Genomic DNA, 25,927 nt, shown 5'->3' on the forward strand with positions numbered 1-25,927 from the left:
GCGGCCCGCCTGAAAACGTCGGGGGCGTTTGTTTATACTGGCGGTTTGTCGTTCGCTCACCGCCATTGAACTAGCCCCCATGTCGCAGACGGTCGTTTCGCTTGCCGAGGAACTTGCCCAGCAACTCGGCGCCGATCGGGTGCTGACGGCGGCCGAGGATCTGGCGGTTTACGCCTACGACGGCACCGCGGCGCTGCGGCAGAATCCGGCGTGCGTCGTTTTTCCGCTGACGACAGCCGAGGTGGCGTTTTGCGTGCAGACGGCGCGGCGGCATCGGGCGCCGATCGTGACGCGCGGTTCGGGCACCGGGCTGAGCGGCGGCAGCGTGCCGATGGAGGGGGCGCTCGTCGTCTGCCTCAATCGGATGGACCGGATCATCGAACTCGATCCGCGGAACCTCACCATTGAAGTTGAGGCGGGCTGCATCACGCAGACGATCGACGAGACGGCCGGCAAGCATGGGCTGTTCTATCCGCCCGATCCGGGATCGCGAAAGATTTCGACGATCGGCGGCAACGTCGCCGAGAACTCGGGCGGCCTGCGCGGCCTGAAATACGGCGTAACCCGCGACTATGTGATGGGCCTCGAAGCGGTCCTCGCGAATGGCGAGGTCGTGTGGCTTGGCAACAAGTGCGTTAAAGACGTCGCGGGGTACAACCTGCGGGACTTGTTCGTCGGCTCCGAGGGAACGCTCGGCATTGTGACGCGGGTGCTGCTGAAGCTCGTGCCGCTGCCTCAAGCTCGCAAGACGATGCTCGCGTCGTACACGACGCTCGAAGCGGCAGGCGAAACGGTTTCGAACATCATCGCGGCGAAGATCATTCCCTGCACGCTCGAGTTTCTCGACCAGCAGACGATTCGCTGCGTTGAGGATTTCGCCCACGTCGGCTTGCCGACCGAAGCGGCGGCCGTGCTGATCATGGAAACTGATGGCCATCCGCACGTCGTCGCGGAAGAAGCGGCTGCGATGGCGGCGATCGCCACTGCTTGCGGCGCGATTTCGGTGCGGACCGCGGCTGACGACGCGGAAGCGAACAAGTTGCTCTCGGCGCGGCGAGCGGCGTTCTCGGCACTCGCCCGCGTGCGGCCGACGACGATCCTCGAAGACGTCACCGTACCGCGGAGCGAACTCGCGGGGATGGTGGCGTTCATCGCCGCGTCGGCCGCAAAGCATGGGCTGCAGATCGGCACCTTTGGCCACATGGGCGACGGCAACCTGCACCCGACGTACCTCACCGATGAACGGAACGCCGACGAGATGCATCGCGTCGAGCTCTCGCTGGCCGAGATCGTCGACCGCACGCTCGCGGTCGGCGGCACGATCACCGGCGAACATGGCGTGGGCCTGGCGAAGAAGCCGTACTTGAAGCAGCAACTGGGCGACAACAGCTACCAGTTGTTGAAGCTGGTGAAGGGCGCGCTCGACCCCGACGGGCTGCTCAATCCTGGCAAGATTTTTGAATGACAATACAAACCACGAAGACACCAAGGGCATCAAGACGCACCAAGCAAGATTCTTCTTGGTGATTTTCTTGGCGAGCTTCGTGCCTTCGTGGTTAGTTATCTCCCTTCGATGCAGTTGAACGACCTTGTCTGAACTGAACCTTCTCAAATCGCTCGACTACTCCGTGCTGCAGCAATGCATGCATTGCGGCATGTGCTTGCCCACCTGCCCGACGTACGACGAGACGAAGTTCGAGCGGAGCAGCCCGCGCGGGCGGATTCGGTTGATGCGCGAGGTGGCCGACGGGCGGCTCGACGTTACCCAGACGTTTGCCGAGGAGATGTCGTACTGCCTCGGCTGTCTCGCTTGCCAGACGGCGTGCCCGGCCGGGGTCGACTACGGCACGCTGCTGGAAAATGCCCGCGGCGAAGTGGAGCGGCGCGGCGTCATCGGCGGTCCGGCGCGGCGGTTGTTTCGTTGGGCGAATCTCTCGGTGTTGTTCCGGCATCCGCGGCTAATGCGAGCGGTGGGCCGTTCGCTGTGGCTCTACCAAAAGCTGGGCGTGCAGTCGGCGCTGCGGAAGCTTGGCGTGATGAAGCTCCTGCCGCGGCAGTTGCAGGTGATGGAAGCGGCGACCCCGACGGTGGTAGCGCCCTTTTCGAACGCCCGCATCGCGCCGGTCGAAACGCCGGCAGCGCCGGCGAAATATCGCGTGGCGCTCCTCACCGGCTGCGTGCAAGATTTGCTCTTCAGCCCTATCAACCGCGCGACGGCCGACGTGCTGCTGGCGAACGGCTGCGAAGTAGTGACGCCACGACTGCAGTATTGCTGTGGTTCGCTGCATGCCCACAACGGCGAGTTGGAATTGGCTCGCGATCTGGCGCGGAAGAATCTCGATCTGTACGACGTTGAGAAGTTCGATGCGATCATCAGCAACGCGGGCGGGTGTGGATCGCATTTGAAGAAGTATGCTGAGCTGTTGCATCACGACTCGAAATATCACTCGCGGGCGGTCGCTTGGGATCGCAAGGTGCGCGATGTGAGCGAGTGGTTGGTGGAGATTGGGTGCCGCGCGCCGCAAGAAAACACCAATGCGCCGGGGGCGGGACGCCCCGGCTCGCTGCGGGTGACTTACGACGCTTCTTGTCACTTGTTGCATGGGCAGAAGATTGCTGCGCAGCCGCTCGCGCTGTTGAAGCTGTTGCCGGGCGTCGATCTCGTGCCGCTGGCGGAGTCTGACTGGTGCTGCGGCAGCGCGGGCGTCTACAGCATCACGCAGCCGGAGCAATCGGCGAAGCTGCTCGGTCGCAAGCTGGAACATATTGCCGCGACCGGCGCGTCGGTGCTCGCGAGCGGCAACCCGGGGTGCTTGATGCAAATCGAGAACGGTATGCGCCGCGACCCGCGGCTGGCCCATGTGCGGGCGTGCCATCCGGTGGAGTTGTTGGCGGAAGCATACCGGCGCGAAGCAGGTGCGAACTAGCGCAGCGGCACCTCGCATTCTAGCCCCGGGCTCCGCCCGGGGGTCGGCGTGAAGTCGGGGCGACGTACCATCGGCATGGTGCGCGACCCCCGGGCGGAGCCCGGGGCTAGGGGTTACGCCAAAAACGGATTCGTGCGGCGTTCTTCGCCCACCGTCGTTGGCGGGCCGTGGCCGGGGAGCACCACAGCGTTATCAGGCAGCGTCAGCAGCTTTGTGCGGATCGATTCGATGAGCGTCTCGTGATCGCCGTCGGGAAAGTCGCTGCGGCCGATGCTGCCGGCGAACAGCACGTCGCCGCCGAGGACGATCATCGGCGAGAGCTCCTTCGCGACGAAAATGACGTGGCCCGCGCTGTGGCCCGGGGTGTCGTAGACGGTCCAGCGAATTCCGGCGAACTCGACGACCTCGCCTTCGTCGACGGTCCGATCGGCCAGGGGGCTAACGATCGGCATCCCGAACCCGGCCGAGAGGTTCCCCTTCGCGTCGGTTAGCTTCCAGGCGTCGCCGGCGCCGATCACTAGCGGGGCGTCGGGCCAGCGTTCTTTCAGGTAGCCGTTGCCAGCAATGTGGTCGGCGTGGCCGTGGGTGTTGAGGATCGCCACCGGGTGGAGTCCGGCCGCTTCGAGCTCGTCGACGATGCGATCAGGCTCAAGTCCGGGGTCGACGACGATGCAGGCGCCTCCCTCGGCAAGCGAGAGAAGATAGGCATTTTCCTCAAACAGCGCAGAGGTCACGACACGGACAAATGGGGAAGTTTCCTTGTTCTGCACAGTTTAACCTTTTCGTGGTCGTAACACTCGGATACGATTCCCCGCCTTGGGGGTATCGGCTGAAACGGTTAGGCTGACTCCCGGTCCAGGTTACGACGATTGTAATTGTTTCGCCCAGTGCGAACGATAGTTAGGAAGCGGCAAGAGGGATCGTCCGCGCCTAGCGACCTTCCGATTGGTCAAACCTTAACGCAGAACTCCTTAGCCCGCTTGGGATTTCCGCGTTGGCAACCGCCTGACCAACGACGCAAGCACGCCCCCGCCACCAATCGCCGACAGGGTGAGGAACGACGTTTGCTTCCCTGTCCCCGCCTAGAAAATACAAACGCCCTGCCAATCATGCGGCCGGAGGCCGCCATAGGAGAGCGCCCAGAATGAGCTGTCAATTACGTCTTCGCGTGTTACGCCAATGTACGCCTGCACTAGCCCTGGCAGTTTCGCTGCTGGCGGGTCGCGGCGCGCAGGCTCAAGCGCCGGCAGGAACCGTTGAACCAGTCCACCGCGTGGCCAATGCCGCTGCCGCGCAAACGCAACAGCCAACGCAAGTCGCCGCTCGCATTGCCGAGCCGGCCGCTGGCGCGCCGTTCGACCTGGAACAGAAGCCGGGCGAACACCCGCTGATGCCCGCGCTTCGCGTCGCCCAAGAGGGCGTGCAGCACATCGACGCCGACATCAAAGATTACTCGGCGATCATGTACAAGCAGGAGCGGATCGACGGCGAACTGCAAGAGCAGGAAGTCGCCTTCGTGAAGGTGCGGCACCAGCCGTTCAGCGTCCACATGTTCTTCCTGTCGCCGAACAAGGGTCGCGAGTGCTTGTACGTCGCCGGCCCGAACGGCGAGAAGGGCGTGCTGCATGCCCGCGACTCGGGCTTCCGCAAGAAGCTCGGCGTGTTTGAACTTGATCCCGATGGCCGCCTCGCGATGGCTGGCCAGAAGTACCCGATCAGCAAGCTCGGCATCCGCAACCTGACGACTGAACTGATCGACGTCGCTTCGAAGGACATCAACTTCGGCGAGTGCGAAGTTCGCACGCTGCAAACGACGATTGGCACCGCGACCGACAAGCGTCCGGTGACGGTGATCGAAGTCGTTCACCCGACGCCGCGGAAGAACTTCCGCTTCCACAAGGCGCAGGTCTTCATCGACAACGAGCTTCGCGTGCCGATTCGCTACGCGGCGTACCTCTGGCCGCAAAATCCGGGCGAAGAACCGCCGCTCGAAGAAGCTTACACGTACCTCAACCTGAAGGTGAACAACGGCTTTACCGATGCGGACTTTGACCGCACGAAGAACGTCGAGCTGTTCAAGAACTAACGCCTGGTAACGGGGCGTCGCTCAGGCGGCTTGCCGGTGAGCGGAGCCCGTCGCGGTTGCTGGCAAGGGCGTTGAATTCCGTTGGAATTCGACAAGCGCCTCGACCAGCGAGTGGCGGTAAGCGGTCCGGCAGCGATCACATAACGAGCGGACGCCGAGTAATGTCGGCGTCCGCTTTGTTTTTTGGTCGGCGGAATGGCAGAGATCGCAGCAGGTGGTTGGCATGCGTGGAGCATAGCGTGCAGTTCGCGCGGCGCGTGCCTGGCAGATTTGGCCAGGTTGACGCGAAGAAAACGAAACGCGAAAACGACCAGTGGTTAGAGCGACGGGCCCCAATCGCGTCCGCGCTCTCTGAGTGGCATCACAAGTTCGCAACGCCAACGGCGTTGAACAACAAAGCCCAGGGTCGCGCAGCGCACCCTGGGTCCAGGCGCGTGTCGAGAAAAAAACCCCAACGGGGTTTCACAATGTTCGCCGTGCAATGGTGGAGATTGTGTAACCCCGTTGGGGTGACTGCGGTTGTGGATGCCTGATACCCAGGGTGCGCCGCGTTGCGGCGACCCTGGGCTTTGTTGTGGAACGCCGTTGGCGTTCTAGAGGCGCCGCAACTGACAACTGACAACTGCCCCACCTCCTCACGCCCACTCGCTCTCTTCATGCTCGCTCCGCTCCGCCGCCTTGCGGCCGAAGAGCCAGAAGAGGGCCGGGTGGACGAAGAAGTCGAGGAGCGTTGAGCTGATCAGGCCGCCGAGGATCACGGTGGCGACGGGGTAGAGAATTTCTTTGCCCGGCTCCCCCGCCGCGAGGACAAGCGGGATGAGCGCGATGCCGGCGGTGAGGGCGGTCATCAACATCGGTGCCAGCCGCTCCTTGCCGGCGCGTTCGATCATTTCGAGCGAGAAGCTTTCACCTTCGTGCCGCACGAGGTGAAGGTAGTGGGCAATCAGCAAAATGCCGTTGCGCGACGCGATGCCGGCGAGCGAGATGAAGCCGACCATGCTCGCCACCGTGAGCGACTGGCCCGTGATGAGCAGTGCGGTGACGGCGCCGATCGCCGCCATCGGCAGCGCGGCCAGCACTTGCAGCGCGAGGTTTACTGAGCGGAAGAGCGTGTAAAGGGCGAGGAACATGCACGCCAGCGACGCGAGGCTGAGCAGGCCGATCATTTGCGTCGCCGATTGTTGGCTCTCGAACTGCCCGCCGTACTGAATAAAGTAGCCGGTGGGGAGCGACGCTTGGATCGGCGCCAGACGTTTTTGAATGTCGCCGACGACGCTCGCCAGGTCACGGCCCGTGGTGTTGCACGAGACGACGATGCGGCGGCGGACGTTTTCGCGGTTGATCGTGTTGGGACCGCTGGCTTCGACGACATCGGCAACGGCGCTCAACGGCACCCCGCCGCCACCCGTGGGGAGGTTAATGCGCAGGCGTTTCAGATACTCGATGTCTTCGCGGTAGGGTTCGTCGAGGCGGACGACGAGATCGAAGTTGCGTTGCCCGCGGAGGACTTCCGACACCTTGCGGCCGTTCATCGCAGTCTCGATGAATTCGTTGACGTCGTCGACCGTGAGGCCGTTGCGGGCGAGTTCGTCGCGACGGGTTTGGATCTGCAACTGCGGGATGAGGGTCTGCTGTTCGACCATCAGGTCGGTGACGCCGGGCACGCCGGTGATCGCTTTTTTCATCTCGGCGGCCGTGCGGCGGAGGACGGTGAGATCGTCGCCGTAAAGTTTGATCGCCACCTGGGCCTGGACGCCGGAGAGCATGTGCGAAATGAGATGCTGCAGCGGTTGCTCGGCGGCGATGGTCGTGCCGGGCACGTCGGCGAGTTGATGGCGGATGTCGTCGAGAATCTGCTCGCGCGTGCGGCCTGAACCGGGATCGATCGTGACGATGATCTCGGAGACGTTGACGCCCATCGCATGTTCGTCGAGTTCGGCACGGCCCGTGCGGCGGGCGATCGTCACGACGCCGGGGACTTGCAGCAGCCGCTCGTCGACGATGGCGCCGATGCGGTTCGAGGCTTCGAGCGAGGTGCCGGGCTGCACGAGGACGTTGACCTGCACCGTCCCCTCGTCGAACGGCGGCAGAAAGTCGCGGCCCATTTGCGTCACCGCGACGCCGCTGGCGCCGACGGCGATAAGGACGGCGATGAGAATCGGCCACGGATGCTGCACACTAAAGCGAATGACGAGGCCGCCGATCGACTTCAGCCAGCGTAGCAGGAAGCCGTCTTTTTCCTCGGCCATGAACTTGGCGTTCGGCAGCAGCCAGTACGACAGCACGGGCGTGACCGTGAGCGACACGACAAGCGAGGCGATGATCGAGACGATGTAGGCGACGCCGAGCGGCACAAAGAGCCGCCCTTCCATGCCGCCGAGGGCGAACAGCGGCACGAAGACAAGCACCACGAGGATCGTGCTGAAGACGATCGAGTTGCGGACTTCGCTGCTCGCTTCGTAAATCACTTGAATCGCCGGCTTCTGGACCGCGGCATGGCGATTCTCGCGCAAGCGGCGGAAAATGTTTTCGACGTCGACGATCGCGTCGTCGACCAGTTCGCCGACCGCGACGGCAAGGCCGCCGAGCGTCATCGTGTTGATCGACATGCCGAACCACTTGAACACGAGGCCGGCGGAGACAATCGACAGTGGAATCGCGGTGAGCGTGATGAACGTCGTGCGGAAGTTGAGCAGGAAGATGAACAGAATAATGACGACGAGGATGCCGCCGTCACGGAGCGCTTCGATGACGTTGTGAATGCTGAGATCGATGAAGACCCGCTGCTGGTAGATGTTCGGATCGATGCGGACGTCTTTCGGCAGCGAGCTTTGCAAATCGTTCACAGCGCGGACGACGCGGTCGGTGAGGTCGCGGGTGTCGGCGCCCGGTTGCTTGGTGACGATCAGCAGTACTGCGGGCGAACCGTCGACGGCGGCTTCGCCCCGCTTGATCTGGTCGCCTTCGACGATCTTCGCCACCTGGCCGAGCAGGACGGGACGTTCGCGGTCGGCCTTCACGACGACCGATTCAAGATCGGCGAGGCTCTCGACGCGGCCGATCGCGCGGACGAGGAGTTCGTTCTCGCCGACGTTGAGGTAGCCGCCCGTGGCGTTGTTGTTCGACTTGGCGAGGGCCTCTTCGACGTTCTGCAGCGAGACGTCGTACTTCACCAGCGATTCAGGATTCACGAGAACCTGAAACTGCAGCCGGCCGCCGCCCATCGTGACGATTTGCGCGACGCCGGGGATGGTGAGCAGCCGCTGGCGGACGACCCAATCGGCGAGCGTACGCACCTCGGTTGGCGACGTGGCGCCCGTTTCGCTGACCATGCCGATCATCATGATCTGCCCCATGATCGACGAGACGGGGGCAAGCTGCGGATGAACGCCGCTCGGCATGCGATCGGCGGCGAGAGCGATCTTCTCAGTGACGATTTGCCTCGCGAGGTAGATGTCGGTCCCCCATTTGAATTCGACGTAAATCACCGACAGGCCGACGTCGGAGGTGCTGCGGACCGCCTCGACGCCGGTGGCGCCGTTGAGAACCGACTCGAGCGGGAAGGAGACGAGCGTTTCGACTTCTTCGGGCGCGAGGCCGTGGGCCTCGGTGATGATCGTCACGCGGGGGCGATTGAGGTCGGGGAAGACGTCGATGGGCAGGTTGAAGAGCGTGTAGCCGCCGTAGACGAGCGTGACAAGCGCGAGCGTGATCGTCACGAAGCGGTACTGGAGCGAGAGGCGGATGATGGCGTTGAGCATTGAGGAACTCAAACTGCTGTTTATAAACTAGAGGAAATACCTACCCGCGAATCACGCGAATAGTCGCGAATGCGATTTGTCAGTTGTCCGTGGTCAGTTGTCAGTTGTGAATCGAGGATGGTTCTTTCCGATCACAGATCACCGATTACCGATTACTCTCTTTATTTGCTGTGATTCACGGTTGAATCTAGTGCGTGTGCCCCGCGTGGGCGTCGACGCCGCCGCCGGCTTTGTTCTTGAGGTCGAGGTTCATCTGGAACGCCCCGCGAGCGGCGATGACGGCTTTCGGTTTGAGCGCGCCGTCGGCGGCGATGACCGCCGATTGCTGGTCGCGGTACTCGACGTGGACAGCGACGCGGTCGAAGTGCGAGCCGTTCTGCTGGAAGACGTACGCCTCAGAGCCGTCGCTGACGATCGCCTCGGCCGGAACGACGAGGCGGCTCTCCCACTTCTCAACGGGGACGCGGAGCTCGACGCGTTGGCCGGGCTTGAACTTCCACTGCATGAAGCGGTGCTCGCCCTCCGTGCGGTCGAGGGCGATTTCGTTCGGCAGCGTCAGGTAAAAGTGGAACGCCCGCGATTCGCGGTCGACTTGGTCCGAAAGGTAGAGAATCTTGAGGCCTTCGATCATCGGTTCGCGGCGATCGCGCACGAGTAGGTCGGCGGAGACGGCAGCGCCGCGCGAGGCCGCGTCGCGGATTTGCGTCGCGTCTTCCTCGAACGCGGTCCCTTCGATGTAGAGTTTGCAATGGTCGGCGAGCACGCAAAGCGTTGCGCCCGCTTCGACTTGCTGGCCACGCTCGACCGGCAAGCTTTGCACATGCAGGAGTTGCTCATCGCCGCAGTCGCACTGCTCGTCATGCGGCGGGGCTTTGATGGTGAGCGACTGCAGCAGGAGCCGCGTCTTCACGATCTCGTCGACTTCCGCATCGCTGAGGCCGTGGAGGAGGAGCGATTGCCGCTGGGCGCGAAGCAGCGCTTCGAGCTTCTGCCGCTCGTACTTCTGGTCGCGGAGACGGCTGCCTGGAATGACCCCTTCGGTGAGTGCTTCGAGCCGCTCAATTTCGCGATTGACGACGTCGAGTTCTTCGAGCGTCTTGAGGTACTCGCCCTGAGCGGAAACGAGTTCTTCGTGGGTGAGTCGCACGTCGAACAGCGGTTGGCCGACGGCGACGGTTTCGCCTTCGATGACGTGGACCTTCGTGACGACGCCGCCGAGCGGGGCCGAAACGCGGTACTGCGTTTTGCCGGGGCGTTCGACGATCATGCCGGGCAGCGAGATCTTGCGTTCGAAATCGCGGGCCGCAACGGTGAAGGGCTCGTAGCCGATGTTTTTGAGGGCTTGAGGGCTGAGTTCGAGTGAGTTTCCTTCATCGTGGCCAGCGTGGTCATGCCCCTCGCCTTCGGTGTGATCATGGCCGTCGCCGGGGGCGTGTTCGTGATCGTCTTCGGCAGATTTGCCGCCGAGCGCCGCGGCGAAGTCGGCGGCGCTCGGTTCGCCGGACGAACCATTGCGCGAGGCGATCAGCCACGCACCGCCGGCGAGGCCAGCGACGATGGAGACGATGATGACAGTCCAGCCGATGAGGGTGGTTGTTGTGCGAGCGGGCATATGCGTACCTGCGGCGAGGCTTGCGGCGTGAGTGGTGGAGCGTTTAGTAGCCCCGGGCTCTGCCCAGGGGTGACGTCACGCGCGACGATGTCTACCGGAATGGTAATCGACCCCCGGGCAGAGCCCGGGGCTAGAGGCGGCGAACGCTGCGCTGGGGGAATGCGCGCAGCGGCGAGCGTCAGATCACCAAGACTTGGTGACGTAGATGGAGGGGCACGCCCTCGAGAATGTGGCCGGTGCGGCGATCGCGACGGGCGAAGCGGCCTTCGTTCACAATCGTCGTATCGATCGCCGGGGCCGTGGCGAGCATGGCGCCGTCGAGCAGCGATAGGCTGTAACCGGCGTCGCTCTTCACGAACTGGCAGGCCTCTTCACCACAGCCGTCGTCGGAGTGACGATGCTCGGGTTCGGCCGGCGCTGAGTCGTGGTCGTGACGGTGTCCGTCATGCGAGTGGGCATGCCCACCGCAGACGACAGGCAAGAGTTGCGATTCGCTCGCTTCGACCTGCGCGGCAACGTGCTGATGATGCCAGCAGCAACCGATGGCTGCGTGGAGCAGCAACATGCAGGCGGCGAAGGTGGCAAAGATTCGGTTCATCGCACGGACGACGCGGAGGGTCGGAACTCTGTGGCTAACATCGGGCTGAGGGCGCCCAGCCCTCCAGCCTACCTTTTTCCTAACCGGCAAAGTCGGCCCAGTTTGGATTTTCTCAGCGGAACACGGCTCACCGCTAGTTCGCACGGCCGAGCTTTCTGAAGGGCAAATCGCCGCGGCTACGGGAATTGTAGCCACCACGGGCCTGCAGGGTTAGTCGGGCCATTTTGACCCCGGAAGCTTGGCAAGCTCTGCGGGCTGCGAAGACAAGTCTCAATCTTCCTTCCGCACCGGTTCGATCAATCAAACCGTATCCGTAGACCTTGAGACGACTGCTAGCAGCGGCGCCCGCGGCCGCTTCCTTTTCCGCCGAGTCAGGAATGCGCTGTTGATGCGGCCCACCGAATCGCCAACTCGTCGTCTCACGCCGCTGGTCGCCCGGACGGCTTGCCTGTTCGTGGCGTGCGCGGCGTGCGGCATGTTGCTCGCTCCGCAGAGTTCGCGGGAACAGCGCAGCGGCGTCGCGACGCTGACGGCGGCCGACCACTGTGGGCCATACGACGCCGCGAACAGCGTGCAGGCCGTTTCTGCGAATCAGCCGACGCAGTACGCTTCGAAGCTCAAAGAAGAAGTGCAGCAGATGCTCGCCCAAGGGGGTTGCCCCGGGTGGATTGCGCTGGCGAGCGAGCCCGACATCGAGACGGCCGGGCAGCGCGAAGCGGAAGTGATGCAAGACAACGCGATCGTCCCCGCAGCGAACGGCGAACCCGTGCCGCCGGTGGTGAAGTACCCTCGGCCGGTTCGCGTTGGCCCACTAAATGGTTCGCCGGTGACGACGCACGAAGGGCCGGTGATGCGGCTCGTGCAGTTGCCGCCGGTGGATGATGAACTCATCAGCGAGCAGGATGATCTGCTGCATTCTTCGCCGGAGTTTCAGAAGGGCGCGCCTGCGGGGGAGACTCCAGCGGCGGTAGGAACTGCGCCTGCGCAGCAGCCGGCAGTTGCGACGCCGCCGTCTGTTGCGCCTCAGCCGGGGGCGGGGACGCCCCGGCTCGCGCCTACGGTTGAAGTGCCGCCTGCTCAGGCGCCTGCGGTCATTGCGCCTCCTGTTCAAGCACCAGCCTCCGCGCCAGCGGCTGCGAAGTTGCGGCCTGATGATGATCTGCTCAACGGCGTCGACGATTTGCTCGCGCCGGAACATTCGCCGGTGCCGCGAGCTAATGTGGCTCCGCAACCGACGGCGCCTCAGCCGGCGGTTCCGCGCACGGCGCCCAATCCCGCGCAAGACATGCTGAACGATCGCGGCGACTTGCTTGGTCCCGAAGCGACTCCGCGCGTCGCGCCGCCTGCCGCTGTACCAGCGCCGGTTGCACCGCCAGTTACGTCTCCAGCCGTGCCGCCGATCGCGCCGAACGGCATCGAGCCGGGAGTTGGACAACCGCCGACGACCACGCTGCCGTTGGCTACGCCGCCTGTTGCTTTACCGCCGGCTGGTGCGGGGCCGTCGCCGTTTGTGCCGCCGCCGGCGGGGATGCCGTCGATGCATGGGGGCGCCCATGGCGCTGCTCCCGGACCGCATGGCGGTCCGGCTACTGGCCAGCCGGGTGGTGCAGCGGCTGGGGGAGCGGCGAATGCTGCTGCGGGAGCAAAGGCGGCTGACAAGCGGCCGCCGGGCGAACAGTCGCGTTGCACGTTCGCAGCGGAATCGCTCTACCCCTCCGCGAAGACCTGCCGCGTCTGTCACGAAAAAATCTACGAAGAGTGGAGCGTCTCGAGCCACGCGTACGCGGCCGTGTCGCCGATGTTCCACCGCTTCGAACAGAAGATCAACGACCTGACGCAAGGGACGATTGGCTACTTCTGCTATCGCTGCCACTCACCAGCGGGAACGACGCTCGGCATCTCGCGCGCGGCGCCAATGTACGACCTGCCGCCGGTTGCTCGCGAAGGCGTCACGTGCATTGCCTGCCATCGCATTCGCGAATGGTACGGCAAGACCAACGGCGAACGCCGCATCGAACCGGGCGACGTCTACGCGCCGATGTATGGCCCCTTTGGCGGCGACGGCGTTGCGCAGGTGATCGACGAAAAAGAGAAATTCAAAGTCAAAACGTCGCCCGACGAAACGGGACTAGGCCAGCCGATGCACGCGGCGGCGTTCTCGTTCCCGCAGCTGTCGCACGCGTCGTTCTGTACGTCTTGCCACCAAGTAGCTGTATACCCCGGCATTAAGCTGGAAGTGGTGTGGGAGCAGTACCGCGCCTCGCCGGCCTGCAAGAAGGGGGTCTCGTGCCAAGATTGCCACATGGGCCGCATTCCCGGCGTGCCAAGTGGCTACGAATATGGCGCCGCGGCCGAGATCAACAAGAAGACGGTCAACACCGACCGCAAGCATTCAAATCACGTCTTCTACGGGCCGGGCTATTCGATCGCCCATCCCGGCGTGTTCCCGTTCAACCCGAAGGCTGATCGCTGGTCGATGAAAGACTGGCTGCAGTTCGATTGGCGGGCGGGCTGGGGGACGGACGCATTCGAAGATGCCGTCGAAGATGGGGCCATTCGCGTGACCTTCCCTGAGGCGTGGAAGGAATCGGACGACCGCTACGACGCCCGCGACATCATAGATGAGAACCTCAAGAAAAAGCAGGTGAAGAACCAGCTGCGGGCCCAGGTGATGGAGAACGGCTCGCACGTCAATGGGCCGTTCTTCACGAAGCCGCGCGTCCGCGGGCAAGATCTTGAGTTCAACTACATCGTCACCAACACGAACGACGGGCATAACCTGCCGACGGCGTCGCTCGGCGCCCAGCCGCAGCTGTGGGCCAATGTGGCGCTGATTAACCCGCGCGGCGAACGCGTGTGGGAAAGCGGCTACCTCGATCGCTTCGGCGACTTGGCCGACATCCACTCGGAAGACGTCCGCCACAAGCGGATTCCGTACGATTGGCAGTTGTTCAACTTGCAGACGATGTTCCTCATCACCGGCGCCAAGGGAACCGACCGCGAGTTCTTCCTGCCGGTGAACATCGACATCGATCCCCTCCCCTTCATCCGGCCAGCCGCGCAGCCGATCTCGGTGCTCAACCATCCGCCGTTCATTCGGATGGAAGCGCGATCGCTGGCGCCGCTCGGTTCGCGCACCGTGCCGTACAAGATCCCCGGCGAGTTGCTGTGCGAACCGGGACGATATCGCCTGAGCTTCCGGATGCGGAATCGGACGGAACCGATGTACTTCATGCGGTTCTGCGATTCAACGGCCGAGATGCAACGCGCGATGATGGAAGGGACGCTCGATTTTCATACGTCGAGCGTGGAGTTCGACGTGGAGTGAGTGAGTAAGTGCTTGAGTTGGTAGCTGTTTAGGTGAGTAAGTGAGCAGTTAAACGACGCCTGGCCGAATGACTTTGCCGCAACGAATTGATCGAACGATGATGACGCCGTGGCGCCGGTGCGCGCTGGCGGTTGCGGTCTCGCTGTGTGCAGTCGGTTTGGCCGCTGACGTCGAGCCCGTGCACGCACAATCGGCGTTCGACGATTTGTTTGCTCCGCCAACAGCAGGACCGGCGCTCGAAGCGTTGCCGCCGGTTGTCGACCAACCGATTGCCTTATTTGCCGCGAACCCTGGCACGCCTGGCGCTGCGAGCGCGTTCGCTCCGCCTATCCCTGCCGTCGATCCCGCCGCAGGCAACGCCGTTACGGGGACGAGCGGCAATTTCGCACCGTCGCCCGTCTGTGCACCGACCTATGCAGCCTCCACCGGCGTCCAAGCAGTATTCGGCCCGCCGCTGACGGGCACGATGCTCGCCCCGCCGCCCGCGGTGCCGGGATTCATGCGTTCGCTCGGCCGCTACGGACCAGTCCCTGCCTCGACGCCGGGCGTCGATTCATCGCACTCGATCATCTGGGACCAGATGCCGACGCCCCCGCAGCTCAACGGCGCGGTGATGCAGGCGGAACCGCCGGTCCACGACTCGTGCAGCAACGATGCGCCGTTCACGTCGATCGACTTCGCGCCCGATCCGAAGCTCGATTCCTACTGCTGGGACGGGCAAGCGGAACTTGGCGTCTATGGCGGCAAACATCTCAACCTGACGCAGTATCCGTGGATCGAAGGGTTCACGCCGCTGTACGGCAACGGCGCGTGGCCGCCATCGTTCACGTTCATGGGGCCGACGAATCTCGTGCGGCCGAAACTGTACTTGTACGGCGATTTCCGCACTGCGGTGGCGAGCAACAATAACGTCGGCAACTCGCAGGGGATTTGGGCGAATCGACTCAACCTCGACCTCGATTTCCCGATCACCGCGACCGAGCGGTTCCACATGTTCTTCGGCCCGCTCGACCAGGGGCAAAACTTCACCAGCGTCGTCGTCGACGAGAGCCGGATGGAAGTCGAAGACAACTTCGACGGCTGGGATCAGAACACCGATACGATGTATTTTGAGGGCGACCTCGGTTACCTCATCGGCGGCGCCCGCGGCACCGACGCGCCGTTCGATATGCCGTTCGCGGCGGGCCTCATTCCGATGGTGCTGCAGAATGGCGTGTGGCTCGAAGATGCGTTCGTCGGCGCCGCAGCGACGATTCCCGCGAAGAACTCGCCGGGGCTCGATATCTCGAACTTCGACACCACCTTCTTCGCCGGGTTCAAAGAGCTGACGACCGATGCGTTCAGCGTCGACGCGGACGACGCCCAGTTCGTCGGCGTGACGACCTTTATGGAGCGTCGCGGCGGTTATTTCGAACTCGGCGCAGCGTACGTCGACGATCCCGCAGACCTGGGGCTCGACTATTTCAATCTCGGCGCCTCGTACACGCGGCGTTATGCGAACCTGCTCTCGAACTCGATGCGGGTGATCGTCAACGCCGGCCAAGATGTGCCGAAAGATCAGCGGACGGCTGACGGCTTCTTGCTACTGATGGAAAACAGCTTGCTGACGCCGCTGCCGTACAACGTGATTCCGTACGCGAACTTCTTCGCCGGTTTCGATCGCCCGCAACCGCTCGGCCGGTTGCAGGGGCCGCTGAAGAACACCGGCATCAACTTCGAGAGCGACCTGCTCACCGGGTATCCGTTCCTCGACGACTCGGGCAACGATACCTACGGCGGCGCCTTCGGCGTCGACCTGCTCGGCGGGCAATTCGATCGGCAGTTCATCGTCGAAACGGCCGTGCTGCAAGCGTTTGGCGACCCGGTTGGCCGGATCGCGCCGGGCGACCAGTACGCCCTCGGCGTTCGCTACCAAGTGCGGCTCGGCAACGCGTGGATCTTACGCGCCGACGCAATGCACGGCTGGCTGGAGAATTCGAACGACATCGACGGGGCGCGGCTCGAGCTACGGCACAAGTTCTAGCAGCCGCGGGTCAACGACCCGCCGGAGCGATTCTTTGAAGACGAACCACTAAGACACGAAGGACACCACGACGCACGAAGAAGAAGTGAAGGGAATTGAATGCCCTCCGCTTCACTTGGTGCGTCTTCTTGCTCTTCGAGCCTTCGTGGTGAATCCCCTCGATCACCGCTCCGGCGGGTCGTTGACCCGCGGCTACTTGCCGCGGCTACTTGTGGTAGCGGTGGCATTGGGTGCAGCTGTCGCCCGCGGCGGCGGGGGTGTGGCAGGCGGCGCACGCGGCTTTCGACATCGGTGCGAAGCCTGACGTGAAGCGATGCGGATCGCGCTCGGCATAGCTCGCCATAAAGTCGGCGCCGACAGCAAACTGATGGCAGCTCGCGCAGTCGCCTGCTTTCGGCATGACGATGTGCGGCGCGTGGTTGAATCGCGTGAAGCTACGCGGCTCGCGTGTGGGATCGTGCAGTTCCCACTGAATCGCGAGCCGGCCGTCGACGCGGTCGACGCTGTGGCAACTGCCGCAAAGGCCGGGGGCCGTTGGCTTCATCGCTTGCGTGAGGAGCGGCTCGAAGAGTTTGGCCTGCTTTCCGCTCGCCCCTTCGGCGAGGACGTCGAGCCATGCCCGCAGCCAGGGGTCGGCATGGCCGGTCGGTTGGTAGCGAAGCGTGAGCGTCGTCGGATCGTGCGTCCAGTCGCCCGCTGCGGGGCGCTGCTGCCGGCGGCGTTCGGCAATGTCGGCAGGAATACCCGATGGCTTTCCAAGCAACGACTGATCGCGGAACTCGCCGATCCGCTCCGCTGACAGCCGGCCAGAAAGATTCGCCAGTTCTGCAGCCGTGAGTTCGCGTCCAAGCAGCGACTTCAAACGGGCCGCGAGCGCGGGCTCGCCTTGGTCGGCAAGTTCATTGACGATCGCGCGAATCGACTCGGCCGTTTGTGCGGCGGCGCGGAGTTGCGTCGGGTCGTCGATGTCGACGTCGTACAAATCAAAATCCGGCCCCAACACGCCGAGCGCGGCGGCGCCGGCGGCGTCGGCTTGCATCAGCACCTTGGCAACGGTCGGCGGGGCGCCTTCAAAGTCGCCCGTCGCAGCCGCCGGCCAGGAGCCGAGATCGATGTTGTGATCGGCGAGCGTGTCGGCGTCGACCGTCGGCAGCGAGAGGAACGTCACGCCATCGGCGAAGCTCGCGGCGATCGACTTGTCGTGGCACTGGGCACAGCTCTCAGCGAAGCTTGCCGTCAGTTGCCGCTGCCCGGTTGCGTCGGTCTTATGGCAGGCAGCGCAAGAAAACTCCTGCTTCTCCTCAGGGTAATGCTTGAGTTGGTGTGCAGCGTGATCGAACGCGATACCGGTTCGCCGCAGGTGGGGCCATTGGCCGAACTCCGGATGGCCGTGGGCGAAGCTGTCGAACTCCGCGCGATGGCACGACTGGCAGGCGACACTGCTCACCGCGGGGAGGTCGTGCATGCGGCCCTGATGCTCGCGATGGCAGGCGGAGCAGGCGATGGGGTCGTTCGGGTTGCGCGGCCGCTGGTCCCACGGCACGTCGGCCGGGGCGGCGTTGCCTTGGCGTTCCTGTCGCAAGTCGGTCATCCGTTCGAGCGAAGCGAGTTGCACGCCGTGCGATGCGAGGGCGAACTCTTCGCCGATCTTGTCGCGATGGCATTCGAGGCAGAGCGTCGATTGGGTCGGCGACAATTCGCCGCCGCCGAACGAGTGCTCCCACCACGAACTGATCGACGCCATGCCGGCCGCGTGGCATTGCGCGCAGCGGAGCGTCGCGTTCTCGCCCTCGAGCAGCTGAGCGTGATGCATCGACAGTGGGCCGGGGGCGAGGAACTCGTTTCGCAATGAACCGCTAAGCGCCATACACAGCGCGCCGAGCGCGGCGATGGCGATCGCCGCCACGAAGCGGCCGCGTCGCTGCCGCAACGACAACACTGGCGTGCAGCGGTAGGCGATGCAGCAGGCGCCGTCGGGCGTCGGGCCTTCCTCGCATGGTCCGCCGCGGAGTGCTGAGCGGTTGCAGTGCCAACGATCGCCGTCGCGCACCGGGTGGCAAGCTGCCGCGGCCGGGCAGGCGCCGTGCGCCGTTGGCCCTGCCGGGCAGGCGGTTCCGTCGCCCGCCAAACCGCAGCTCCAGTGCTGCTGCGGGCGTTCGTACTGGTCGGTCGTCGCGGGGTTTCGCGGCTCTCTCACGGCAGACCTCCGTAAAAGAGGTGCGCCGTCCACGCATGCAGTCCCGCGACCAGCAGCAGCGGGTACGTGAGCGCAATGTGCACGAACAACCACGCCCGCAGCCGCCACTGCAGCGACTCAGAGTAATCGAGATCATCGCGCTGGCGGAGAAGTGAGAACAGTTGCTCGGCCGTTTTGCGTTCTTCGTCGGAGAGGTAGCGCGTCGCGTCGGTCAGTTCGGCGAGGAGCGACTTGCGGAGCTCGCTGCTCGGCCAAATGCGGAACCGCCAACCACGACGGGTGGAGAAGTAATCGTGCAGCCGCGCGTTGTAGAACTCGCCGAGCGTCGTGGCGCCGGCGGTGCGCACCGCGGCGAGGATGGCGTTCTGGGCACGCTCTTGAATGCGATGTCGCTCGGCGCCGATCCGTTCGTAGATTACTTCTTGGCCAAGCCGGCTCAACCGCCGTGGCAGCGAACGGGTCCAGTACAGGCCGATCACGCCGCTAAGGAACGTGGAGATGTACAGCAGCGAAAGGATCGTTTCGAGCACGCCGTTCGGCCACCGCCAGGGGGCGTGGATGGCGTAGAGCCCTGCTGAGCCGAGGCCGATGTAGATGTGCGTCTGCAGCCACGCTGCCGACGTGCCAAGCGGCGTGGCGGGGAGTTTTTTACGAACTTGAAATGCGGCGAGCGCGATGATCGCCGTGAGCAGGATCCAACCGGTGAAGTAGCTTGACGATTCGAGCCGGTTCTCGAGTCGCTCGGCCCACAGCCATACGCCGACGAGCGCCGTCAGCGTGACGGCGGCGCCAATCCATCGGCGGCGAGCGAAGGTGGTCATGAGTAGGTCAGGCTTTCAGCCTGACGGCAGCGGGTACACGGCATACAGACGATAAATTCAACGCAACGTTCCGCTCCACATCGTTGGCGACGATTGGCCGAAGGGAATGCACCATCGGCATGGCGAATCGATGGCGCTGCTGTCGGGCTGAAAGCCCAACCTACAGCCACGCTAGCGTAGCGGTTTTGCAGCGCTCGGCGAAGACGAATCAGCGAGCCAAGAAGGCGGAGAGTTCGCCTAAGTTACCTAAGTCCAAACGAACAAGCGCATCTTGCGGGCACGCGCGCTGGCAAGCCGGGCCGCCCGGCAGGCCGGTGCAGAGATCGCACTTCGTCGCCTTCGCGATCGGCTGCTGCGTCGCGGCGTCGATGAGCGTCGCGCCGCTCTGGTCGCGGACCTCGACCATCTGAATGTTGTCGTATGGGCAACTGTTCGCGCAGGTACTGCAGCCGATGCAGGTGCGATCGTTGATTTGCACGACGCCGCTCACGCCGTCGCGGCCGATAGCGCCGGTGGGGCAGCCGATCATGCAGACGGGGTCGACGCAGTGCATGCAAGCTTGGGCGATCATCAGCGGCCCGTGCCGATGCCCTTGCCGCACAAACCGCGGGTTGTTGTCGTGCGTTGCAGCACAGGCGCGGACGCAATCGTCGCAGCGGGTGCAGCGATTGAGGTCGATCACCATCGCTTCTTGGCCGTTGAGCAGGCGGTGATCGACGAGGAATTCAAGCAGGCTCTGGTCGATGCCATTCGTGGCAGTCGGCGCTGTCGTTTGAGGGGCGACGGTATAAGTTGCTTGGGCTTTTACGGCGCTGGCCAGCGCGTCGGGCGAGAGGTACGGAAAGACCGATTGCTCAAGCACGCTCTGCGGAATCCGCAGCACGTCGACGTAGCCGACCGCTCGCAGCGAGTCGTTCCACTTCGCGGGCACGCCGCTTCCTGCCGCGGCGACCGCTTCGGCCAAGCCGAACGTTTGCCCACGACCGAGATACGCCGCGGTGCGGTGGCCGCTGCCGTAGCATCGGCTCTGCCGGGCGAAGCCAGAGCGAATCAGTAGCAGCCCATCCGCCGGCGTTCCTTCCTCGGCAATGAGGGGTTCATCGACGATCGCATCGCCGGGACGGCGTTTCACCGCTGTGGTGAACGAATCATTCCAATCAAAGGCGCCATGACTCTCGAACAGCGTCGCATCGGCGACGATGCCGAGTTGCTCAGCGGGTAGGTCGCGGAGCAGCGGCGTTTCGCGGAGGTGCACCAGCAAACTGTTCTGGCGATACAAGCGTTCGACATGCAGCCGCAGCGCGTCGGTGCGACGCATGAGGTCGCGGAGGCCTTGCCAGCGAATCTCGAGCAGCGTCGTTTCGTTCTCGGCGAAGACCGTCGCCGTGCGCGGGCTGCGGGTGAGGGCTGCGAGTTCGCCAAACATTTCGCCCGGGGCGAGGACGACGGTGTCAGTCGCTTCGAGGACGCGCGGGACGTCTTGGAGGAAGATGTGCGGGTGGCCGGGGTCGCCGCGCTCGGCGGTTGAGATCCCCCCCGCATGAAGCGGGGAGCTCGCCTTCGAGTTGAGTTCGCTGGCGGAGTAATCGCGGACTTCGGCGAGTTTCGGCCGCGTAAACGACTGCACCATCGCGGCGAGCCAGCCAATTCGCTTAGGTTCTTTGCGGCCGAGGACCTCGGGCGAGAGGCCAGCCAGCACCACCCGCGCGCGGCCTGTGAGGATCAGGAACGCGCTGTTCCCATAGTCGCCTTCGCGGACGATGATGTCGCCCGCGGCGTAGTGCTGTAGCCGCGTGTCGTTCCGCAAGATTTCACGCAGCGGCAGCGAGGCCGGAAAGCTCGCCGCGTCGATGCCGGCGAACGGCTCGATCGATAGCAGGCGATCGATCGCGTCGTCGCGCATTGATTCGCCGAACGGCACGTCCCAACGCTGCGGTCTGCTGACGGCGACTTCCATGGCGAATCTACTTGTATTGGGCCGGCGTCGGCAACAACGGATCGATCGCGGAGAGCTGAGCGCCGTCGGCCGTGGCGGCGAACTCGTACGCTTGCTTGCCGACTTCGTTCGCCGCGGCAATGATCGCCTCGCGGTTGTGGAGTTTCAGTCGCGCGCTGAGGGCTGCGTCGAGCGCCGCCGAGACGTGCGGATTCTGGACCAATTGCGAAATTTCGTATAGGCGTCTTTTCTGCCGCGCGGCCCGTTGGGCGGCGGCAATGCCGAACGTCGACTTCTGGCTCGCTGCGGCGGTGGCTCGCAAGCTCGCTTCGAGGTCGGCCAACACGCCGACGATGTACATGACGCGCAGCCGGTCGGGGCTCGACGGGGCGTTCACCGTCCCGCCACTGCGGAGGAAGTTGTGCCGCACCTTGCCTTGCGACCAGGCGACGAGTTCGAAGTCGGGCGTCCCCGCCGCGTGACCGCCGACGTTCACCAGCCGTTCGTTCGGCGAGGTGTGGCAGGCGAGGCACTGACGAGCGACCAAGTACAGGTTCGCCGGATTGTTCATCCCGGCGGCGATGCTCTTTTCAATTCGCTCGGCGCGATGCTCGGGCGATTCCATCGCACGCGTAACGGTCGGCCCGCCGTAGTCGGCGTGGAGCTCAATCCAATCGCGCCCGGCGCCGTGGCACGACTCGCACGAGACGCCGGCAATCACCCGCTCGCGACCATGCTCTTCTTGGACGGTGAAGTGGCACTTGGTGCACTCGTCGTTGCGCTTGACGCTGCGGAGGCCGAGTCGATCGGCAATCGCCTTCGCCTCGGGCATGCGGTGAAGCGTTTCGAACGTCGCGAAATGGGGCGTCTCGCGCCACGAGAGCATTTCGTTCTCGTGGCACTTCGTGCACGAGTCGGGGCCAAGCACCTTGGCAGGATCGCACTGAATGAATCCCGCCGCGGCGGCGGAGAGCGGTTGATCGGCGGCTGGAGCAGGCGCAGCAGCACGGGCTTCCTGGGCGAACCACAGGAGTGCTAGCGCTGCGAACCTCAATGCCGAACGATTCATTGATCCCAAACGTGCGGTTGGACGGAATTTCAAGCTCCGCAAGTTTAGGTTACAAATCGCCGCAATTTTGGGCGGGAAATCAGGCCTGCCAGCGAATCGGGTGGCATGCTCTCGCACTCTAGCCCCGGGCTCCGCCCGGGGGTCGCTCACCACTCCAATACGCGTCGATGCGCAAACCGACCCCCGGGCGGAGCCCGGGGCTAGGGGAACTTACGCTTCGACGACCACGTCGCCGACAGGCCGCGCGATGCACGCCAAGCATTCGCCGTCGACGAGTTCGACGCCGGGGCGCTTGGCATGCGCGACGCGGCCGGCGGCGATCATTACGCGGCACTGGCCACAGTTGCCGGCGCGGCAGCCCCATTCAAGTCGCACGCCCCCCTGCTCTGCCAGATTGAGCAGTGACTCTTCATTCCCTTGCCAGCGGAGCGATTTCTCGGAGCGGACGAAGTCAACGTTGCACGGCTCGCTCGCGGCGGCGTCGCTCAGGCCGCGGACGGTGGCGGGGCCAAACGCTTCGTAGTTGATATGCTCGGCCGGGACGCCCCACTCCAAGAGCGCCGGGACGAGCGATTCCATCATCCCCGGCGGACCGCAGAGGTAATAGCGGAAGTTGTTCGACGGCAGCACTTGCCGCAGCCGGTCGACGTTCACGTGCCCCCAGTGGGAGTAGTCGACTTCGGGCCGATCGCAGTCATAAGGCCGCGAGTACGCCACGTCGAGCGTCAGGTTGCTCGTCGCGGTGGCGAGTTCTTCGAAGCTCGCTTTGAAGGGATGTTCGCCGCTGTTGCGGAAGCCGGTGAAGGCGTAAATCTGCCGGCGATCACGACGATGCACGAGCGCCGCCGCCATGCTGAGGATCGGCGTCACGCCGATGCCGCCGCCGATGAGCACCACCGGCAGGTCGTCGGTCGGATCGAGAAAAAACGAGCCTTGCGGCGCTTCGATCGCGAGCGTCGAGCCGACGTTCACGTCGCGATGAAAGTAGTTGCTGCCGCTGAGCGTTTCGCGCCCGCCCCCCTGCCCTTCATCAACCGGTCGCGGCACGCACTTCACCGTGATGCGGTAATAGTCGTCGCGCGGTCGGTCGGAGAGGGAGTAGCAGCGCACGAGCGGCCGCATCGCATCGGCCGTCGGCAGATGGAACGTGAGGTACTGCCCCGGCTCGAAGCGCGCCAGCGGACGGCCATCCTCCGGCACTAAGTAAAACGAACGGCAACCTTCCGCTTCGTCGACGACGGCCGAGACGCGGAAGTCTCGCACGCCAATCCACGCCTTCAACCGCGGCTGGCTCGCCCGCGCCCAATGGAGGGCGGCGTCGAGTTGGTTGGCGAAAGCGGCTCGTTCGCGTTCGGTCTTTTCAACCCGCTCTTGCTCGCGGCGCAGCAGGCCGCGGACGCCGCGAACGGCGCGAACTCCCGCGGTCCCCAGGAGGGCGGCTCCGGAGATTAGGCCCAGCGAAGCAGGTTCGAGCATGTACTGCGCATCGGGACAATTGCCGTGAAACTCATGCTGGCGGCCGCGAGGTTCCGGTTGTGCGGGTTGGGAAAGTTTTTCGGCAAGCGGTTACGACGTATGCCGGAGAGCGACCTACTCTTGCGCAGATCGCCGCCCTCCCGCCAGTGCCCTCCCCTTGAGTACTCCCGCCATGTGGCAAGTCGCCGTCTTCAACCGACGACAGCACGAGCAGTTTCGCGTCGTCGGCTCCGAAATCACGCTCGCGCAGCAAGGCCTCGACGAACGCTGGGCGCCGAGCAACATTGCGGCTGGCTCGGGCGATGAACAAACGCCGGTCGGCGATCGGATCACGATCCGCCTCCGCCCGAGCGGCGAAGCGACGGTGATCGACTGCCGCGGCATCGACGACAACGTCTTCCTCGCCGACGGCGGCGCCCTCGCTTGCCATGTGCCGATGGAGTTGTCGCTGCCGGCAACGTTTCAACTCGGCGAAACTTGGTTTGAAATCAAGCTTCGTACCGTGCGGCCGGAGACGCTCGCGCTCGAAGCGCTTCATGCCACCGATGCTGAGCGCCCCGCCCATGCCGGCAAGCAAGGCCCCGACTCGGCGACCGTATCGAAGTGGCTCGCCGCGGTGAGCGACCTCCACCGCACGGCCGCGAGCAGCGACGAGTTCTTCACGCGGGCTGCCGAGATCGCCGTCCGCAGCACGGGCCTCGACGCCGCGATGATTTTGCTGCGCGAAGGTTCGACCTGGCAAATTGCGGGCAGTTCGCTCGCCGATCCGCGGTACGGGTTCTCGTTCGACGACGCGGCTCTCAACCTGATGGTCGCCCGCCCAGATGTGTGGCGGCGGCCGGCGTCGAGCGTGCGGACAACGTCGCTGGTGCCGGGGCTGCCCGATCCACAACCGCAAGATTCGCTCGTGCTCGCACCGGTTCGGGGCGAGTATGGCGAAGTGATCGCCGCGGTGTACGGCGTGCGGCATGGCCGCGGCGACAACCGTCGCGTCGGCGTGCGAACGCTGGAAGCGCGCGTAATTGAAGTCTTGGCGGACGGCGTGGCGGCGGGACTCGCGCGGCGGCAGCAAGAAGTCGACGCGGCACGGCGGCAGGTCCTCTTGGAACAAGCCTTCTCGCCGGAGGTCGCTCAGCACTTGCTGCGGCAGCCGAATGCGCTCGCCAGCCAAACGCGCGAAGCGACGATGCTGCTCGCCGACTTGCGCGGGTTCACGAAGCTCGCGGAAATGCTCACCCCGACCGAGAGCTGCGATCTGCTCTCCGCGGTGATGGAAGCGCTCACCGACGCGATCACCGCGCAGAGCGGCATGGTGATCGACTACTACGGCGACGGCGTATCGGCAATGTGGAACGCGCCGTTCGACCAACCCGATCACGCCGATCGCGCATGCCTGGCGGCGCTCGAGATGCTCGAGTCGATCGCCCAGGTGAGCGACGCTTGGCGACAGTTGTTGCCGTTCCCGCTGGAGCTTGGCATCGGCATTCATACGGGTCTCGTTCAGGTTGGCAACGCCGGCACACGGCAACGGATGAAGTACGGCCCGCGCGGGCGCGCGATGAATCTTGCGAGCCGCGTGCAGACGGCGGCTAAACATCTCGACGTACCGCTGTTGGTGACCGACGCGGTGCGTCGTCGCGCCTCGAGCCGGCTCACGGCGCTGAAGGTGTGCACGGCTCGGCTGCCGGGGATCGAGGACCCGCAAGAGTTGTTCACGCTGTTCCCCGCGGCCGATGCGGAGCGATTGCAAGGCGACCTCGACCGCTATGCGATCGCGCTGGCGGCTTTTGAGGAAGGCGATCTTGATCTCGCGGAGCGGGAGCTTGAATCATTGCTATCCGACGGACCGTCGACGCCGGCGGCGTTTCTCGCTCAACAAACGGCGGCGCTGCGGCGCGGCGGGTTGGGACGGCGGGCGGATGATTTGTTCGCTAGCGGGAACGATGCGGTGATTGAGATTCTTTCGAAGTGAGTTGCTTGCGCGGCGCTGGGCGATGGTCCGCTTTTGGGTTGTCGCGGCTTATTGTCGCGTCATCGCATTTTTGGCGACATAAAGCTTAAGTGGTTGCGTGCGTTAGGTTTGTCGTGACGCT

Annotated in this window: 15 protein-coding genes; 6 read left to right on the plus strand and 9 right to left on the minus strand. The window is 64.3% G+C overall.

Annotation, left to right across the window (positions count from 1 at the left end):
• Positions 1–79 precede the first annotated feature (79 nt).
• Positions 80–1,465, plus strand: coding sequence for an FAD-binding oxidoreductase (locus ACQY7R_RS14460; RefSeq protein WP_428306299.1), 1,386 nt, complete (start codon positions 80–82; stop codon positions 1,463–1,465).
• Between the two features lie 124 nt (positions 1,466–1,589).
• Positions 1,590–2,927, plus strand: coding sequence for a (Fe-S)-binding protein (locus ACQY7R_RS14465; RefSeq protein WP_428306300.1), 1,338 nt, complete (start codon positions 1,590–1,592; stop codon positions 2,925–2,927).
• Positions 2,928–3,040: 113 nt separating this feature from the next.
• On the opposite strand, the gene ACQY7R_RS14470 is transcribed toward ACQY7R_RS14465, so the two are convergent.
• On the minus strand, positions 3,041–3,661 hold the full coding sequence (locus ACQY7R_RS14470) for an MBL fold metallo-hydrolase (protein ID WP_428306301.1): 621 nt from the start codon (positions 3,659–3,661) through the stop codon (positions 3,041–3,043).
• 410 nt (positions 3,662–4,071) lie between these two features.
• Between ACQY7R_RS14470 and ACQY7R_RS14475 the strand changes: the two genes are divergently transcribed.
• Positions 4,072–5,013 carry a DUF1571 domain-containing protein gene (locus ACQY7R_RS14475; protein WP_428306302.1) on the plus strand — a complete coding sequence of 314 codons (942 nt, stop codon included), beginning with the start codon at positions 4,072–4,074 and terminating at the stop codon, positions 5,011–5,013.
• A 635-nt stretch (positions 5,014–5,648) separates the two neighbouring features.
• Here ACQY7R_RS14475 and ACQY7R_RS14480 read toward each other — a convergent pair.
• From ACQY7R_RS14480 to ACQY7R_RS14490, 3 genes are all read right to left on the minus strand, one after another.
• On the minus strand, positions 5,649–8,774 hold the full coding sequence (locus ACQY7R_RS14480; RefSeq protein WP_428306303.1) for an efflux RND transporter permease subunit: 3,126 nt from the start codon (positions 8,772–8,774) through the stop codon (positions 5,649–5,651).
• A 187-nt stretch (positions 8,775–8,961) separates the two neighbouring features.
• The gene (locus ACQY7R_RS14485) at positions 8,962–10,386 is read right to left on the minus strand and encodes an efflux RND transporter periplasmic adaptor subunit (RefSeq protein WP_428306304.1); all 1,425 of its coding nucleotides are present in this window, start codon (positions 10,384–10,386) and stop codon (positions 8,962–8,964) included.
• Positions 10,387–10,564: 178 nt separating this feature from the next.
• Positions 10,565–10,984, minus strand: a complete 420-nt coding sequence (locus ACQY7R_RS14490; RefSeq protein WP_428306305.1) for a hypothetical protein — start codon at positions 10,982–10,984, stop codon at positions 10,565–10,567.
• A 388-nt stretch (positions 10,985–11,372) separates the two neighbouring features.
• Here ACQY7R_RS14490 and ACQY7R_RS14495 point away from each other — a divergent pair, with 388 nt between their 5' ends.
• On the plus strand, positions 11,373–14,312 hold the full coding sequence (locus ACQY7R_RS14495; protein WP_428306306.1) for a multiheme c-type cytochrome: 2,940 nt from the start codon (positions 11,373–11,375) through the stop codon (positions 14,310–14,312).
• 97 nt (positions 14,313–14,409) lie between these two features.
• Positions 14,410–16,335 carry a hypothetical protein gene (locus ACQY7R_RS14500; RefSeq protein ID WP_428306307.1) on the plus strand — a complete coding sequence of 642 codons (1,926 nt, stop codon included), beginning with the start codon at positions 14,410–14,412 and terminating at the stop codon, positions 16,333–16,335.
• A gap of 205 nt (positions 16,336–16,540) precedes the next feature.
• Here the strand turns inward: ACQY7R_RS14500 and ACQY7R_RS14505 are convergent, their stop codons facing one another.
• The 5 genes from ACQY7R_RS14505 to ACQY7R_RS14525 all read right to left on the minus strand — a co-directional run bounded on the left by ACQY7R_RS14505 (position 16,541) and on the right by ACQY7R_RS14525 (position 23,834).
• The gene (locus ACQY7R_RS14505) at positions 16,541–18,532 is read right to left on the minus strand and encodes a hypothetical protein (protein ID WP_428306308.1); all 1,992 of its coding nucleotides are present in this window, start codon (positions 18,530–18,532) and stop codon (positions 16,541–16,543) included.
• The gene (locus ACQY7R_RS14510) at positions 18,529–19,353 is read right to left on the minus strand and encodes a hypothetical protein (RefSeq protein ID WP_428306309.1); all 825 of its coding nucleotides are present in this window, start codon (positions 19,351–19,353) and stop codon (positions 18,529–18,531) included. The genes ACQY7R_RS14505 and ACQY7R_RS14510 overlap by 4 nt, the downstream gene beginning before the upstream one ends.
• Before the next feature lie 208 nt (positions 19,354–19,561).
• The gene (locus ACQY7R_RS14515) at positions 19,562–21,310 is read right to left on the minus strand and encodes a cyclic nucleotide-binding domain-containing protein (protein WP_428306310.1); all 1,749 of its coding nucleotides are present in this window, start codon (positions 21,308–21,310) and stop codon (positions 19,562–19,564) included.
• Between the two features lie 7 nt (positions 21,311–21,317).
• The gene (locus ACQY7R_RS14520) at positions 21,318–22,358 is read right to left on the minus strand and encodes a cytochrome c family protein (RefSeq protein ID WP_428306311.1); all 1,041 of its coding nucleotides are present in this window, start codon (positions 22,356–22,358) and stop codon (positions 21,318–21,320) included.
• Between the two features lie 210 nt (positions 22,359–22,568).
• Positions 22,569–23,834, minus strand: a complete 1,266-nt coding sequence (locus ACQY7R_RS14525; protein WP_428306312.1) for a 2Fe-2S iron-sulfur cluster-binding protein — start codon at positions 23,832–23,834, stop codon at positions 22,569–22,571.
• A gap of 172 nt (positions 23,835–24,006) precedes the next feature.
• On the opposite strand from ACQY7R_RS14525, the gene ACQY7R_RS14530 reads away from it, so the two are divergent.
• Positions 24,007–25,806, plus strand: coding sequence for an adenylate/guanylate cyclase domain-containing protein (locus ACQY7R_RS14530; protein WP_428306313.1), 1,800 nt, complete (start codon positions 24,007–24,009; stop codon positions 25,804–25,806).
• Positions 25,807–25,927 lie beyond the last annotated feature (121 nt).

The sequence above is a fragment of the Lacipirellula sp. genome, assembly GCF_965279485.1.
In the GTDB taxonomy this organism is placed as follows: domain Bacteria; phylum Planctomycetota; class Planctomycetia; order Pirellulales; family Lacipirellulaceae; genus Lacipirellula.